The 15,935-nt window shown below is 65.5% G+C and carries 10 protein-coding genes; 3 read left to right on the top strand and 7 right to left on the bottom strand.

Translation table 11 applies throughout. The features are described from left to right. Positions 1-3: 3 nt before the first annotated feature. The 7 genes from AC56K1_RS17240 to AC56K1_RS17210 form a co-directional block, all read right to left on the bottom strand. Positions 4-2,637 (bottom strand): sensor domain-containing protein, encoded by a 2,634-nt coding sequence (locus tag AC56K1_RS17240; protein WP_497159018.1) that lies wholly within the window; start codon positions 2,635-2,637, stop codon positions 4-6. A gap of 134 nt (positions 2,638-2,771) precedes the next feature. Continuing rightward, positions 2,772-3,974, bottom strand: a complete 1,203-nt coding sequence (gene prpF / locus AC56K1_RS17235) for a 2-methylaconitate cis-trans isomerase PrpF (protein WP_497159017.1) — start codon at positions 3,972-3,974, stop codon at positions 2,772-2,774. 132 nt (positions 3,975-4,106) lie between these two features. Next, a complete protein-coding gene (acnD, locus tag AC56K1_RS17230; RefSeq protein ID WP_497159016.1) occupies positions 4,107-6,725 on the bottom strand; it encodes a Fe/S-dependent 2-methylisocitrate dehydratase AcnD in 2,619 nt (872 codons plus the stop codon). A 309-nt stretch (positions 6,726-7,034) separates the two neighbouring features. Beyond that, positions 7,035-8,195 carry a bifunctional 2-methylcitrate synthase/citrate synthase gene (gene prpC, locus AC56K1_RS17225; RefSeq protein ID WP_497159015.1) on the bottom strand — a complete coding sequence of 387 codons (1,161 nt, stop codon included), beginning with the start codon at positions 8,193-8,195 and terminating at the stop codon, positions 7,035-7,037. A 12-nt stretch (positions 8,196-8,207) separates the two neighbouring features. Further along, a complete protein-coding gene (gene prpB / locus AC56K1_RS17220; RefSeq protein WP_497159014.1) occupies positions 8,208-9,098 on the bottom strand; it encodes a methylisocitrate lyase in 891 nt (296 codons plus the stop codon). A gap of 254 nt (positions 9,099-9,352) precedes the next feature. Continuing rightward, the gene (locus AC56K1_RS17215; RefSeq protein ID WP_497159013.1) at positions 9,353-11,014 is read right to left on the bottom strand and encodes a cation acetate symporter; all 1,662 of its coding nucleotides are present in this window, start codon (positions 11,012-11,014) and stop codon (positions 9,353-9,355) included. An 8-nt stretch (positions 11,015-11,022) separates the two neighbouring features. After that, positions 11,023-11,331 carry a DUF485 domain-containing protein gene (locus AC56K1_RS17210; RefSeq protein ID WP_497159012.1) on the bottom strand — a complete coding sequence of 103 codons (309 nt, stop codon included), beginning with the start codon at positions 11,329-11,331 and terminating at the stop codon, positions 11,023-11,025. 154 nt (positions 11,332-11,485) lie between these two features. Here AC56K1_RS17210 and prpR point away from each other — a divergent pair, with 154 nt between their 5' ends. The 3 genes from prpR to AC56K1_RS17195 all read left to right on the top strand — a co-directional run bounded on the left by prpR (position 11,486) and on the right by AC56K1_RS17195 (position 15,922). Continuing rightward, positions 11,486-13,093, top strand: a complete 1,608-nt coding sequence (gene prpR / locus AC56K1_RS17205; RefSeq protein ID WP_497159011.1) for a propionate catabolism operon regulatory protein PrpR — start codon at positions 11,486-11,488, stop codon at positions 13,091-13,093. Between the two features lie 274 nt (positions 13,094-13,367). Beyond that, positions 13,368-14,753, top strand: coding sequence for a pyridoxal-phosphate dependent enzyme (locus AC56K1_RS17200; protein WP_497159010.1), 1,386 nt, complete (start codon positions 13,368-13,370; stop codon positions 14,751-14,753). Next, positions 14,750-15,922 carry a trans-sulfuration enzyme family protein gene (locus tag AC56K1_RS17195; RefSeq protein ID WP_497159009.1) on the top strand — a complete coding sequence of 391 codons (1,173 nt, stop codon included), beginning with the start codon at positions 14,750-14,752 and terminating at the stop codon, positions 15,920-15,922. Before AC56K1_RS17200 ends, AC56K1_RS17195 begins: the two co-directional genes overlap by 4 nt. Positions 15,923-15,935: the final 13 nt, after the last annotated feature.

Genomic DNA, 15,935 nt, shown 5'->3' with positions numbered 1-15,935 from the left:
AGGTCAGCGCTCGAGGGCGCCCAGCAGCCGCGCCGCGTCCGGCGCCGGCAGCGGCCGCGCGAACAGATAGCCCTGCGCGAACTGGCAGCCGTAGCCGCTGAGCAGCGCGTACTGCCCTTCCGTCTCCACGCCTTCGGCGACGACCGACAGCTGCAGGCTGTTGGCCAGTGCCATTACGGCCGCGACGATGGCGCGGTCTTCCGCGCTGGCCTCGATCTCGCGCACAAAGGCGCGGTCGATCTTGATCTTGCGGACCGGGAAGCGCTTCAGATAGGCCAGGCTCGAATAGCCGGTGCCGAAGTCGTCGATCGACAGGCGCATGCCCATGCCGTTAATCTGGCGCAGGATCTCGAGCGTGCGCCCGCCATGCTGCATCAGCGCCGTTTCCGTGATCTCGAACTCCACCAGCGACGGGTCGATGCCGGTCTCGTCCAGGATGCGGCGCATCGAGTCGACCAGCCCGTCGTGCATGAACTGGCGCGCCGACAGGTTGATCGCGAGCGGCACCGCGGCCAGCCCCTGGGACTGCCAGGCCATGCTCTGCTCGCAGGCGCTGCGGATCACCCACTCGCCGACCGGTACGATCATCCCGTTCTCTTCCAGGATCGGGATGAATTCGTCCGGCCCCACCAGCAGGTGGCTGCCGCCCTTCCTCCAGCGCAGCAGCACCTCGAGTGCATGCAGGCGGCGCGTGGCGGTGTCGATGATCGGCTGGTAATGCAGCTCGAACTCGCTGAGCGCAAGCGCGTTGCGCAGGTTCGATTCGAGCTCGAAGCGGTGCGCGGCGGCCTGGTTCAGGCGCTGGTCGAAGAACTGGTAGTTGTTACGGCCGGCCGCCTTGGCGTGGTACATCGCCGCGTCGGCATGGCGCATCAGGGTGTCCACATCCTCGCCGTTGTCCGGGCACAGGCAGATGCCGATCGAGGGCGTGATGTGCAGGCTGTGGCCGTCCAGCGCAAAAGGCGTGGCCAGCGCTTGGATAATCTTGTCGGCGACCTGCGCGCATTCCTGGGCCCCGCCGGCCTCGGGCAGCAGCACCACGAATTCATCCCCGCCCAGGCGTGCCACGGTGTCGCTGTCGCGCACTGCCGCGCACAGGCGCCGCGCGACTTCGCGCAGCAGATGGTCGCCGGTGGCGTGCCCGAGCGAATCGTTGATGTTTTTGAAGCGGTCGAGGTCGAGGAACATCACGGCCAGCTTGCGGCCGTTGCGCTGGCTTGCCTTCAGCGCGCAGTCGATGCGGTCGGACAGCAGCGCGCGGTTGGGCAGCCCGGTCAGGCTGTCGTGGTAGGCCATGTGGTGCACGCGCGCCTCGGCCTGGCGCCGCTCGTTGATTTCTTCCTGCAGCAGCGCATTGGCCCCGGCCAGTTCGGCGGTGCGTTCGGCCACCCGGACTTCCAGCTCGTCGCGCGCGCGGCGGATCGCATCGGCGGCTTCGCGCCGCGCGGTGACGTCATCTAACAGCCAGACGCTGCGCCCGCGCTTGTCGGCGGCGTCGAACAGGCGGCCCGACAGGCGCGCCCAGAACCGCGTGCCGTCACGCCGCGTCAACTGGTATTCGGCGGTATGCACCTGGCCCGCGCCGAAGTTGCGCGCGGTCTCCACGCGCGCCAGGCGCCAGGTGGCTTCGTCCGGATACAGGGCGCGCACCGGCGTGCCGTCCATGCCGCCAGCCGGGCTGCCGAACAGCTCTTCCATCTTGGCGTTGCAGTGCAGGGTCGCGCCCTCTTCCACCACCGCGATGCCGAGCACCGCGTTGTCGAGGATGGCGCGGTTCTCCAGCAGGGCGTTGCGCAGCTGAATCTCGTCGAAGCGCTCGCGCCTTCGGTCTTCGAACATCCAGATCGTGCCCAGTTCCGGATCGTCCTGGTTGAACAGGCAGCCGTTGAGCTGTCCCCAGATGCGCGAGCCGTCCTTGCATACCAGCTCGGTCTCGCTGCGGTAGGGAATGCCACGCGCCAGCTGCGGGTAGGCGGTGGCGCTGAAATCCTGAAAGGCCTGCTCGCTTGGGTAGACGATGCGGGTGGAGCGGCCCAGCGCCTCGCCGTCGCGGTAGCCGAACATGCGGGCAAAGGCCGGGTTGTAGCGCTGGATGATGCGGTTACGGACGAACATGATGCCGACCGTCGCATTGGTCATGATCGCCTGCACCTCGATCTGGGTCTGGCGCACGTCGGTGACGTCTTCCGCGATCCAGATGGTGCCGGCTTCGCGCGCGCCGGGATCGACGGCGCGGCCGCGCAGACGCGCCCACATCATCGAGCCGTCGCGGCGGCGGAACGGATGCTCGCCTTTTTCGAACAGGCCGCCGGCGGCCAGCACCGGATAGGCTTCGGCCACCAGCACCTGGTAATCGCGCGGCGAGCCGAAGACCTCGACCGGGTGCAGGCGCGACATCTCGGCATAAGTGTAGCCCAGCATCTCGCAGATGCGCGGATTGCAGGACTTGAACTGGCCCGGCAGCGTGAAGACGATGCCGACCGGGGCGTTCTCCAGGATGGCACGCTGCTCGCGCAGCGCGATCTGCAGCATCTCCTGCTCGAGGGCAGCCGCCTCGAGGGCGGAAGGCCGGGGCATGGCGGTGGCGGTGGCGGTGCTCCCTGCCGTGTGCGGGTGCTTGGTCGAGAGTCGGTCCATGGTGATTCTTGTCTGCCAGGGCTACGTTGCCTTTTGGCAATCATAATCCACAAATGGCCGATGTTCCAAAACTAACAAGCACGAGGGAGGGACCATGTTGTTACGGCCCCTCACTCGCAAGGTCAATTCACTGCTCAGAAACAGTCACCGGGCACCCGCACCCAGCCTTCCATCAGCACCCGCGCACTGCGGCTCATGATGGCCTTGGACACGCTCCACTGGCCGTCCACTTCCACCGCCTCGGCGCCGACGCGCAAGGTGCCGGACGGGTGGCCGAAACGCACCGCCGTACGGGCGCCGCCTCCGGCCGCCAGGTTGACCAGGGTGCCGGGAATGGCGGCGGCGGTGCCGATCGCCACTGCGGCCGTGCCCATCATCGCGTGGTGCAGCTTGCCCATCGACAGGGCCCGCACCAGCAGGTCGATGTCGCCCTGCGCCACCTGCTTGCCGCTCGAGGCGACATAGCCGGCCGGCTTGGCGACAAACGCCACCTTGGGCGTGTGCTGGCGCTTGCCCGCTTCCTCGATGCTGCTGATGAGGCCCATGCGCAGCGCGCCATGGGCGCGAATGGTCTCGAACATGGCCAGCGCACGCGCGTCGCCGTTGATCGCGTCCTGCAGCTCGGTGCCGTCGTAGCCGAGCGCGTCGGCATTGACGAAGATGGTCGGGATGCCGGCGTTGATCATGGTCGCTTTGAGCGTGCCGACGCCGGGGACGTCGAGCTCGTCAACCAGGTTTCCGGTCGGGAACATCGAATTTGCCACACCCGCGCCCGCGCCTTCTTCCTCGGCTGCCGGGTCAAGGAATTCGAGCTGCACTTCGGCCGCCGGGAAGGTCACGCCGTCGAGTTCGAAGTCGCCGGTTTCCTGCACTTCCCCGCTCACTACCGGAACGTGGGCGATGATGGTCTTGCCGATGTTGGCCTGCCAGATGCGCACCTTGGCCATGCCGTCCTGCGGTACGCGCTGTGAATCGACCAGGCCGCTGGCGATGGCAAACGACCCGACCGCCGAGGACAGGTTACCGCAGTTGCCGCTCCAGTCGACGAAGGGCTTGTCGATCGAGACCTGGCCGAACAGGTAGTCGACGTCATGGCCTTCGCGGGTGCTTCTGGCGACGATCACGGCCTTGCTGGTGCTCGAGGTGGCGCCGCCCATGCCGTCGATCTGCTTGGCATAGGGGTCGGGGCTGCCGATCACGCGTTGCAAGAGGGCGTCACGCGCCGGTCCGGGCACGCGCGCCGCTTCCGGCAGGTCGTCGAGACGGAAGAAGACGCCTTTGCTGGTGCCGCCTCGCATGTAGGTGGCGGGGATTTTGATTTGGGGGATGTGTGGCATCGGTAACTCAGGTGATATTCATCGTTACAATATGAGGGTCGCCCCCGCGCAGGCTTGCGTTGTAGCGACGCGTGCAAGATTGGCGGGAACGACGTGCAAAGGGCAGCTCAAATAAAGTGCGTCGTCACCTGCCTACGCGGCGGCTTTCGGCGCCGACGACTCCAGGAAATCCTGCGCGAAGCGCTGCAGCACGCCGCCCGCCTCGTAGATCGCCACTTCCTCGGCCGTATCGAGACGGCAGGTGACCGGCACCTCGAGACGCTCGCCGCTGCGGCGATGGATCACGAGCAGCAGGTCGGTACGCGGCGTGCACTCGCCCACCACATCGAAGGTCTCGGTGCCGTCGATGCCAAGCGTGAGGCGGTTCACGCCCGGCTTGAACTCGAGCGGCAGCACGCCCATGCCCACCAGGTTGGTGCGGTGGATGCGTTCGAAGCCTTCGGCCACGATCGCTTCCACGCCCGCCAGGCGCACGCCCTTGGCTGCCCAGTCGCGCGAGGAGCCCTGGCCGTAGTCGGCGCCGGCGATCACGATCAGCGGCTGCTTGCGCTCCATATAGGTCTCGATGGCTTCCCACATGCGGGTAACCTGCCCTTCCGGCTCCACGCGCGCCAGGGAACCGGCCTTCACGCTGCCGTCCTCGCCCCGCACCATCTCGTTCTTCAGCGTCGGGTTGGCAAAGGTGGCGCGCTGCGCGGTCAGGTGGTCGCCCCGGTGGGTGGCGTAGGAGTTGAAGTCTTCTTCCGGCAGGCCCATCTTCGCCAGGTATTCGCCGGCGGCGGAGTCGAGCATGATGGCGTTCGACGGCGACAGGTGGTCGGTGGTGATGTTGTCGCCCAGGACCGCCAGCGGCCGCATGCCGGCCAGGCTACGTTCGCCGGCCAGCGCGCCTTCCCAGTAGGGCGGACGGCGGATATAGGTGCTCGGCGCGCGCCAGTCGTACAGCGGGCTGACCTTGACGCCATCGTCCGCGACGCGCGCAAACATCGGCGTATAGACCTTGCGGAACTGGTCCGGCTTGACGCTGCTTTCCACGACGGCGTCGATTTCCTCGTCCGAGGGCCACAGGTCGGCCAGGCGGATCTCTTTTCCACTAGCGTCGATGCCCAGCACGTCCTTCTCGATGTCGAAGCGGATGGTGCCGGCAATCGCATAGGCCACCACCAGCGGCGGCGAAGCCAGGAAGGCCTGCTTGGCATACGGGTGGATGCGGCCGTCGAAATTGCGGTTACCCGACAGGACCGCAGTCGCGTACAGGTCGCGCTCGATGATCTCCTGCTGGATGACGGGGTCGAGCGCGCCGCTCATGCCGTTGCAGGTGGTGCAGGCAAAGGCCACCACGCCGAAGCCCAGCTTGTCGAGCTCGGGGGTGAGGCCGGCTTCGTCCAGGTAGAGCGCCACGGCTTTCGATCCCGGCGCCAGCGAGCTCTTGACCCAGGGCTTGCGCTGCAGGCCTGCGCGGTTGGCGTTACGCGCAATCAGGCCGGCCGCGATCATGTTGCGCGGGTTATTCGTGTTGGTGCAGCTGGTGATCGCCGCGATGATCACGGCGCCGTCCGGCATCAGGCCCTTTCCGTTCACAACCCGGTTCTCGACCACGCCCGAAATGCCGCGCGCGGCCAGCTCGGAAGTCGGCACCCGCTTGTGCGGGTTCGACGGGCCGGCGATGTTGCGCACAACGCTCGACAAATCAAACCTCAGCGTGCGCTCGTACTGCGCGGTCTTGAGGCTGTCCGCCCACAGGCCCGCTTCTTTCGCATAGGTCTCGACCAGGTGCACGGTCTCTTCTTCGCGGCCGGTCAGGCGCAGGTATTTGATGGTCTGCTCGTCGATGTAGAACATCGCGGCGGTCGCGCCGAATTCCGGGGCCATGTTCGAGATCGTCGCGCGGTCGCCCAGGGTCAGGCTGGACGCGCCGGCACCGTAGAACTCGAGGTAGCTCGATACGACTTTCGAATTGCGCAGGAATTCGGTCAGCGCCAGCACGATGTCGGTGGCGGTGATGCCTGGCTGCGCTTTACCAGTGAGTTCGACGCCGATGATGTCCGGCAGGCGCATCCAGGAGGCGCGGCCCAGCATGACGCTTTCCGCTTCCAATCCGCCCACGCCGATGGCGATCACGCCGAGGGCGTCGACCATCGGGGTGTGCGAATCGGTGCCGACCAGGGTGTCCGGGTAGGCCACGCCGTTTTCGGACTGGATCACCGGCGACATGCGTTCCAGGTTGATCTGGTGCAGGATGCCGTTCCCCGGCGGGATCACGTCGACGTTCTGGAAGGCTTTCTTGGTCCACTCGATGAAGTGAAAGCGGTCTTCGTTGCGGCGGTCTTCGATGGCGCGGTTCTTGGCAAACGCGTCCGGATCGAAGCCGCCGCATTCCACGGCCAGCGAGTGGTCGACCACCAGCTGGGTCGGCACCACCGGGTTGACCAGGGCCGGGTCGCCGCCCTGCAGGGCAATGGCGTCGCGCAGGCCGGCCAGGTCGACCAGGGCCGTCTGGCCCAGAATGTCGTGGCAGACCACGCGCGCCGGGAACCAGGGGAAATCGAGATCCTGCTTGCGCTCGATGAGCTGCTTGAGCGAGTCGGTCATGGTGGCCGGGTCGCAGCGCCGGACCAGGTTCTCGGCCAGCACGCGCGAGGTGTAGGGCAGCGTGTCGTAGGCGCCGGGCTGGATGGCGTCGATCGCGCTGCGCACGTCGAAATAGTCCAGGCTGGTGCCAGGGAGGGGTTTGCGGTGATTGGTGTTCATGATGAGGCTCGTTTGCTCGAAGTGTTCGATTACTCGATGGTGCTCGATTGATTAGCCGCCCTAACAACCGTCATCCCGGCGAAGGCCGGGATCCAATTTCTGCGTGAGTGGCCTGCACACAAACTTGGGTACCGGCCTTCGCCGGTACGACGGGCTGCTGTTGCGGGCCGCCTGAATTTGTGCGAGTGGTCCGCAAGCAAATTGGTTCCCGCCTGCGCGGGAACGACGTGCCAAGGGTGCAGGCCGGTATCAGCGTTCACGGTGTGCGTCTCGCGCTATCAACCAATCCTGCCCGGCCCTGCTTGCTTCTTACTTCCGATCCGCGATCGGCACGAACTGCAGGTCCTCCGGACCGACGTAGTTCGCGCTCGGGCGGATGATCTTGTTGTCGATGCGCTGCTCGATCACGTGCGCGGCCCAGCCGGAGGTGCGCGAGATGACGAACAGCGGCGTGAACATGGCGGTCGGCACGCCCATCATGTGGTACGAGACGGCCGAGAACCAGTCCAGGTTCGGGAACATCTTCTTCACTTCCCACATCACCGACTCAAGACGCTCGGCGATGTCGAACATCTTCATCGAACCACCTTCCGCGGACAGCGAACGCGCCACTTCCTTGATCACCACGTTGCGCGGGTCGCTGATGGTGTAGACCGGGTGGCCGAAGCCGATCACGACTTCCTTGTTGGCCACGCGGTTGCGGATGTCGGCTTCGGCTTCATCGGCGTTCTCGTAGCGCTTCTGGATGTCCAGCGCCACTTCGTTGGCGCCGCCGTGCTTCGGGCCGCGCAGCGCGCCGATCGCGCCGGTGATGGCCGAGTGCATGTCCGAGCCGGTGCCTGCGATGACGCGCGCGGTGAAGGTCGAGGCGTTGAATTCGTGTTCGGCATACAGGATGAGCGAGGTGTGCATGGCGCGCACCCACTCTTCTTTTGGTGCGTGGCCGTGCAGCAGGTGCAGGAAGTGGCCGCCGATCGAATCGTCGTCGGTTTCTACCTCAATGCGCTTGCCATTGTGGCTGTAGTGATACCAGTACAGCAGCATCGAGCCGAAGGAGGCCATCAGGCGGTCGGCGATGTCGCGCGCGCCGGGGATATTGTGGTCGTCCTTCTCGGGCAAGGTGCAGCCCAGGGTCGACACGCCGGTGCGCATCACGTCCATCGGGTGGGCGCCTGCCGGCAGCGCTTCCAGCGCGCTCTTGACCGCCTGCGGCAGGCCGCGCAGCGATTTCAGCTTGGCCTTGTAGCCTTTCAGTTCTGCTTGGGTCGGCAGCTTGCCGTGCACCAGCAGGTAGGCGATTTCCTCGAATTCGCAGCTGGTGGCGACGTCCAGGATGTCATAGCCGCGGTAATGCAAATCGTTGCCCGACTTGCCAACCGAGCACAGCGCCGTATTGCCGGCGGCGACGCCGGACAGGGCCACCGATTTCTTCGGCTTGAAGGTCGGGATGTCGTTGTTCTGGGTGCTCATGCGGTCTCCTGGTTACTTGGTTTTTTTCTGGGCGAACAAAGCGTCGAGCTTAGCTTCAAAGCTGTGATAATCAATGCGGTCGTACAGCTCGGCGCGGGTCTGCATCGTGTCCAGCACGTTCTGCTGGGTGCCGTCGCGGCGAATGGCGTTATACACGTTTTCGGCCGCCTTGTTCATGGCGCGGAAGGCTGACAGCGGGTACAGCGCCAGGGCGACGTGGGCGCTTTTCAGTTCCTCGACGGTGAACAGCGGGGTCGCGCCGAATTCGGTGATGTTGGCCAGCACCGGCACCTTCACGGCGTCGGCGAACTGCCTGTACATCTCGAGGCTGGTCATGGCTTCCGGGAAGATCATGTCGGCACCGGCTTCGACGCAGGCCACGGCGCGTTCGATCGCGGCGTCCAGGCCTTCCACGGCCAGCGCATCGGTGCGCGCCATGATGACAAAGTCTTCGTCGGTGCGAGCGTCGGCAGCCGCTTTCACGCGGTCCACCATTTCGTCCAGGTCGACGATTTCCTTGCCCGGACGATGGCCGCAGCGCTTGGCGCCGACCTGGTCTTCGATATGGCAAGCCGCCGCGCCGGCCTTGATCAGCGAACGCACGCTGCGGGCGACGTTGAAGGCCGAGGCGCCAAAACCGGTGTCGATGTCGACCAGCAGTGGCAGGTCGCACACATCCGTGATGCGGCGCACGTCGACCAGTACGTCGTCCAGGTTCGAGATGCCCAGGTCCGGCAGGCCCAGCGAGCCGGCAGCGACGCCGCCGCCGGACAGGTAGATCGCCTTGAAACCGGCGCGCTTGGCCAGCAGGGCGTGGTTGGCATTGATGGCGCCGACGACCTGCAGCGGGGATTCTTCCTGGACTGCCTTGCGGAATGCCGCACCGGCGGAATACTGGCTCATGCTAAACCTTTCAATTGATACGTTGAACGAATACCAACCCTCTGATGCAAGGGGCGTGCCAGCGCGTGCGGGCGGACGATTGCAACGAATTTCAAGCACTTGGCCGCGTTTCAGCGCACCGTCGGCGGTTTTTCTCGTCTATTGCGTTTCATCATGTTTCACGATGAAACGCAGAATGGAACATGATATCAATAAAAAACCCCGCCGTAGCGGGGTTGGAAAGACGTTTGCAGCCCGTCAGTGGCAGCAGGGGCTCAATGTCCGCTGGCGCCCGAGGCACCGATGCCGGTTTCCGACCGCACTTCCTGCGCTTCGAAGCCGGCCCTGTCGATGGCCGCGCGCGGGCTCTTGTCCGTCACCGAGAACAGCCAGATGCCGAAGAAGCCGATCGGCATCGAGAAGATCGCCGGCGAGGTGTAGGGGAAGATCGCCGCCGCATTGCCCAGCACGTCGACCCAGACCGACTTCGATACCACCGTCAGGAGCACCGCCGTGCCCAGGCCAAGGAAGCCGCCGACCGTCGCACCGCGGGTGGTGCAGTCCTTCCATAGCACCGACATGAACAGTACCGGGAAATTGGCCGAGGCCGCGATCGCGAACGCCAGCGACACCATGAAGGCCACGTTCTGCTTTTCGAAGGCGATACCGAGCAGCACCGCAATGAAACCGAGGCAAATCGTGGTGATCTTCGAGACCCGCAGCTCGCTGCTGCTGGTGGCCGTTCCCTTGGCGAACACGGTGGCATACAGGTCGTGCGAGACGGCCGAGGCCCCGGACAGGGTCAGGCCAGCCACCACCGCGAGGATGGTGGCGAAGGCCACCGCCGAGATGAAGCCGAGGAAGATGTCGCCGCCCACGGCCTTGGCCAGGTGCACCGCCGCCATGTTGTTCCCGCCCAGCAATTTGCCTGCTGCATCTTTGAATTCGGGATTGGTCCCGACCAGCACGATCGCGCCGAAGCCGATGATGAAGGTGAGGATGTAGAAATAGCCGATCCAGGTGGTGGCCCACAGCACCGACTTGCGCGCCTCCTTGGCGCTCGGGACGGTAAAGAAGCGCATCAGGATGTGCGGCAGGCCGGCGGTGCCGAACATCAAGGCCATGCCGAAGGAAATCGCGGAGATCGGGTCTTTGACGAAGTTACCCGGCCCCATGATGGAGAAGCCCTTGGCGTGCAGCTCGGTCGCGGTGGCGAACAACTTTTCCGGGCTGAAGTTGAATTGCGCCAGGACCGCGAACGCCATGTACGAGGCGCCCGAGAGCAGCAGCACGGCCTTGATGATCTGCACCCAGGTGGTGGCGGTCATGCCGCCGAACAGCACATAGACCATCATCAGCACGCCGACGATCACCACCGCGATCCAGTAGTCAAGGCCGAACAGCAGCTTGATGAGCTGGCCGGCGCCGACCATCTGGGCGATGAGATAGAACAGCACCACGACCAGGGTGCCCGAGGCGGCAAAGACGCGGATCGGCTTCTGGTGGAAGCGGTAGGCGGCGACGTCGGCAAAGGTGAAGCGCCCCAGGTTGCGCAGGCGTTCGGCCATCAGGAAGGTGATGATGGGCCAGCCGACCAGGAAGCCGATGGCGTATATCAGTCCGTCGAAACCGTCGAGGAAGACGGCCGCCGAAATGCCGAGGAAGGAAGCGGCCGACATGAAGTCGCCCGCGATCGCCAGCCCGTTCTGGAAACCGGTGATGCCGCCGCCCGCGGTGTAGAAATCCGAGGCCGAACGGGTTTTCGACGCTGCCCACTTGGTGATGAAGAGCGTGAAGATGACGAAAGCCGCGAACATGATGATCGCGGTCCAGTTGGTGGTCTGCTTGGCGGCCTGGCCCAGGTCGGGTGCGGCAGCGGCGATGCCGGACAGCGCGAACAGGGCCAGCGCAGCAGCGCTGCGATGAAGCCGTGGCATGCGGCGCGTCATGCTCCCACCTTCTTGCGGATGGCGTCGGTCAGTTCATCGTACAAGCCGTTGGCGCGGCGCACGTAGATGCCGGTGATCACGATGGTGAACACGATGACGAACAGGCCGAGCGGGATGCCCCAGGTCATGACGCCCTGGCCGATGCGGGTGCCCAGGAACTCTTTATTGAAGGCAACCAGCAGCGTGAAGCCGTAGTAGACGATCATCATCGCCCAGGTGAGGGTCCAGCCGAAGCGCGAACGCATCCTGACCAGCTTGTGGTAGTCGGGGTCAGCCTTGACCCGCCGTACGAGGTCTTGTTCCATGTTGTCTCCTGATGTTCTTGTGTTGCCTTGTCAAGGGCTAGTCCCAGCCTACCCCCGCGCGCTTACCATTTACTTACGCAGACGCCGCCTTAGGCTATATTGCAACAATGTTTCAGGCTGAAACGCCGCACATGAAATCGACTACACTTGAAACATGAGTTATCCCTCCCGCAATCCGGCCAACGGCGCCGCCGACAGCGACAAGCCTGTGATCTGGACCGTGTCGGTATCGCGCCTGTCCGACCTGTTCCGCGACATCACCCTCGAATACGATCACCTGGCTTTGATCGAACCACTGCACCTCGGGTTCGATGAAGCTGCACGACATCTGCGCGAGCGCATGGCCACCGAGCGTTGCGACGTCGTGATCGCGGCCGGATCGAACGCCGCCTACCTCAAGGGACGGGTCTCGGCGCCGGTGGTCGTGGCCAAGGCCAGCGGCTTCGACGTGATGCAGGCACTCTCGCGCGCACGGCAAGTGTCCGAGCGCATCGGCGTGATCACCTACCAGGAACCCCTGCGCGAACTGGCCGAGTTCGCCACCACCTTCGGCATCGCCATTGCCCAGCGCACCTATGTCACCGAAGAAGATGCACGCGCCGGCATCCAGGCCCTCAAGGCGGCCGGCATCGAGGTCATCGTGGGCGCCGGCCTGATCACCGACCTGGCCGAGGAAGCAGGCCTGGGCGCCGTCTTCCTGTATTCGGCCGCCTCGATCCGCCAGGCCTTCGACGACGCGCTCGAAATGGCGCGCCTGACCCAGCTCGAAGCCAACCGCGGGCGCCGCACGCCGGCTCTCGAGACCCGGCGCGCGCGGCGCGGCCTGCACGACCTGCGCGGGGAGTCCGCCGCCATGGAGCGGCTGCGCCAGACGGTGGTGCTGTATGCGCGCTCGCCCGCCACGGTATTGATCCACGGCGAAACCGGCAGCGGCAAGGAACTGGTGGCGCAAGCCATCCACCGCGAGGGGCCGCGCCGTGGCGCCAACCGGCCTTTCGTGGCGGTGAACTGCGGGGCGATTGCCGAATCGCTGCTGGAATCCGAACTGTTCGGCCACGAAGAAGGCGCGTTCACGGGCGCCCGCCGCGGCGGCCATGCAGGCCTGTTCGAGGCGGCCAATACGGGCACCCTCTTCCTGGATGAAATCGGCGAGATGCCACTCGGCCTGCAAACCCGGCTCTTGCGGGTGCTGGAAGAACGCGAAGTCATGCGCGTCGGCGGCACGCGCCCGGTGCCGATCGACGTGCGCGTGGTCAGCGCCACCCACTGCGACCTGGAAGCGCGCGTGCGTGAAGGGCGGTTTCGCGCCGATCTGTTCTACCGGCTGGCCGTGCTGCGCTTGCGGCTGCCGCCGCTGCGCGAGCGCCTGGCTGACATCGTGCCGCTGGCCGAATGGTCGCTCAAGCATGCGCTGGCGGCGCTGGACGCAAGGCCGCATCCGAATTCGCATGCCGAGGTCAAGGCTTGCGCGCCGCTGCTGGAAGCCTACGACTGGCCGGGCAATGTGCGTGAACTGCGCAACCTGATGGAGCGGCTGGCGCTGTTCCTGGCGGCCGAACCGCTGCAGGCCTTGACGCCGAGTTTCCTGTTGACGATTGCTCCTGAGCTTGGCATGCTGGCTGCGCTGCCCCTTTCGGCGCCGGGTAGCGAGAGCATCGCCGCCGTGCTGGCACGCTACGGCGGGCAGCGCGATGCAGCCGCAAAACATTTGGGCATTAGCCGCACAACCTTGTGGCGCCGTTTGAAAGCCGAGAACCCGTAGGGTGGACAGATTCTGCCCACCCGCTCAGATCACGCCGGGAAATCGGCGACGCGTCTGTTTACATGCTGGTTAACCGCGCGGGAAGGAACTCGCCCACCCTACGAATATCGACGGATCTGAAGTCGGCCGTATGCTTGCCCCTACGAGATCAACACTAGCAGACGCAAACGCATTATCATGACTTTTTTACATGGCTTGGCGCCCATACCTACCCACGAAGCGCCAGCTCTTCGCAAGCACTGCCCGGGCCACGGCCCGGCCTTCCGGAGGCAATATGCAACATGCGTCGCAAGCTGCACTGTTTTCGCTGATTGGTGACACCCCGCTGATCGAGGTGACCCGGATCGACACCGGTCCTTGCCAGTTATTCCTGAAACTCGAATCGCAAAACCCCGGCGGCTCCATCAAGGACCGTATCGGGCGCGCCATGATCGAGCAGGCCGAGCACGACGGCCACCTGCAGCCCGGCGGCACCGTGGTCGAAGCCACGGCCGGCAATACCGGCCTGGGGCTGGCGCTGGTGGCGCGCATCAAGGGCTACCGCGTGGTGCTGGTGGTGCCGGACAAAATGGCGGCCGAAAAAATCCTGCACCTGAAGGCGCTCGGCGCCGAGATCCACCTGACGCGCTCCGACGTCGGCAAGGGTCATCCCGAGTATTACCAGGATTATGCGGCGCGCCTGGCCAAAGAAATTCCGGGCGCCTGGTTCGCCGACCAGTTCAACAACCCGGCCAACCCGCGCGCCCACGAAACCACCACCGGCCCGGAGATCTGGGACCAGGTCAACCACCGGCTGGACACCATCGTGGTCGGCGTCGGATCGTCGGGCACCCTGACCGGCCTGTCGCGCTATTTCCGCAAGATCCAGCCGAACCTCGAATTCGTGCTGGCCGACCCGAAGGGCTCGATCCTGGCCGACTACATCAACACCGGCGTGCTGCGCACCGATGCCGGCTCGTGGGCGGTCGAGGGCATCGGCGAAGACTTCATTCCGGGCATCGCCGACCTGTCGCGCGTGAAGAAGGCCTATACGATCACCGACGAGGAAAGCTTCACCACCGCACGCCTGCTGCTGCAGCAGGAAGGCATCCTGGGCGGCTCGTCCACCGGCACGCTGCTGGCGGCGGCGCTGCGCTACTGCCGCGAGCAGACCCGCCCCAAGCGGGTCGTGACCTTTGTCTGCGACACCGGCACCCGCTACCTCACCAAGGTATACAGCGACGGCTGGATGGTCGACCAGGGCCTGCTCACGCGCCCCAAACTGGGCGACCTGCGCGACCTGATCGGCCGCCGCTTCGATGACGGCGAAGTGGTGACGGTCTCGCCCACCGACACCCTGCTCACCGCCTTCAACCGCATGCGCAGCAGCGACCTGCAGCAGCTGCCGGTGATCGACCGCGGTGGGCGCCTGGCCGGCCTGATCGACGAATCGGACCTGCTGCTGCACGTAAGCTCGACTCAGGAAGCCGGCCAGTTCAATGCGCCGGTCTCCACCACCATGACCTCGACGCTCCAGACCCTGCACCCATCAGCGAGCATGGGCCAGCTGCGCGAGATCCTCGACCGCGGGCTGACCGCCGTCATTGCGGACAGCGACCGCTTCTACGGCCTGATCACCCGCTTCGACCTGCTCAACCATCTCCGAAGGACCCTGTCGTGACTGAACAGAAAAAACACATCTCCACCCGCGTGATCCACGGCGGCCAGTCGCCGGAGCCAAGCACCGGCGCCGTCATGCCGCCGATCTTCGCCACCTCGACCTTCCGCCAGGAGAGCCCCGGCGTGCACAAGGGCCTGGACTACGGCCGCTCGCACAATCCGACCCGCTGGGCGCTGGAGCGCTGCGTGGCCGATATCGAAAGCGGCGGCGCGGCCTTTGCGTTTGCCTCGGGGCTGGCCGCGATCGCGGCGGTGCTCGAACTGCTGCCGGCCAATTCGCACATCGTGGCCGGCGACGACATGTACGGCGGCACCTTCCGCCTGTTCGAGCGCGTGCGCCGGAAAAGCGCGGGCCACAGCTTCGCCTATGCCGACCTGACCGATCCGGACGCGCTGGCCCGCACCCTCACGCCCGAGACCAAACTGGTGTGGGTCGAGACGCCGACCAACCCGATGCTCAAACTCGCCGATCTCGCGGCAATCGCCGCGCTGTGCCGCGCGCGCGGCATCATCACGGTCTGCGACAACACCTTCGCCAGTCCAATCGTCCAGCGCCCCCTGGAACTGGGCTTCGACATCGTCGTGCACTCGACCACCAAGTACATGAACGGCCACTCCGACGTGATCGGCGGCGTGGCGGTAGTCGGCACGCAGGCGCACCACAAGGAACTGGGCGAGCAGCTCGGCTTCATCCAGAATGCGGTGGGCGCCATCCAGGGGCCCTTCGACAGCTTCCTGGTGCTGCGCGGGATCAAGACCCTGGCCCTGCGCGTGGAGCGCAGCAGCGCCAATGCGCTGGCGCTGGCCCAGTGGTTAGAGCACGAGCCGAAGGTGCGCAAGGTGTTCTACCCGGGACTGGAATCGCACCCCCAGCACGCGCTGGCGCGGCGCCAGATGAACGGTTTCGGGGGCATCGTGTCGATCGACCTGGCCACGGATCTGGCAGGCGCACGCCGCTTCCTGGAAACCTCCGAAGTCTTCACGCTGGCCGAAAGCCTGGGCGGCGTGGAAAGCCTGATCGAGCACCCGGCCCTGATGACCCATGCCAGCATCCCGTTTGAACAGCGCGCGGAGCTGGGCATCGGCGATGGCTTGATCCGGCTGTCGGTGGGCATCGAGCACCTGGCAGACCAGCAGGAGGATTTGCGGCGGGCGCTCGCTGCGATTTGAAGCGCGCGGCCGG

This window comes from Telluria sp. ZB4P37, from assembly GCF_059685855.1.
This window is presented reverse-complemented; position numbering and strand designations above follow the sequence as displayed.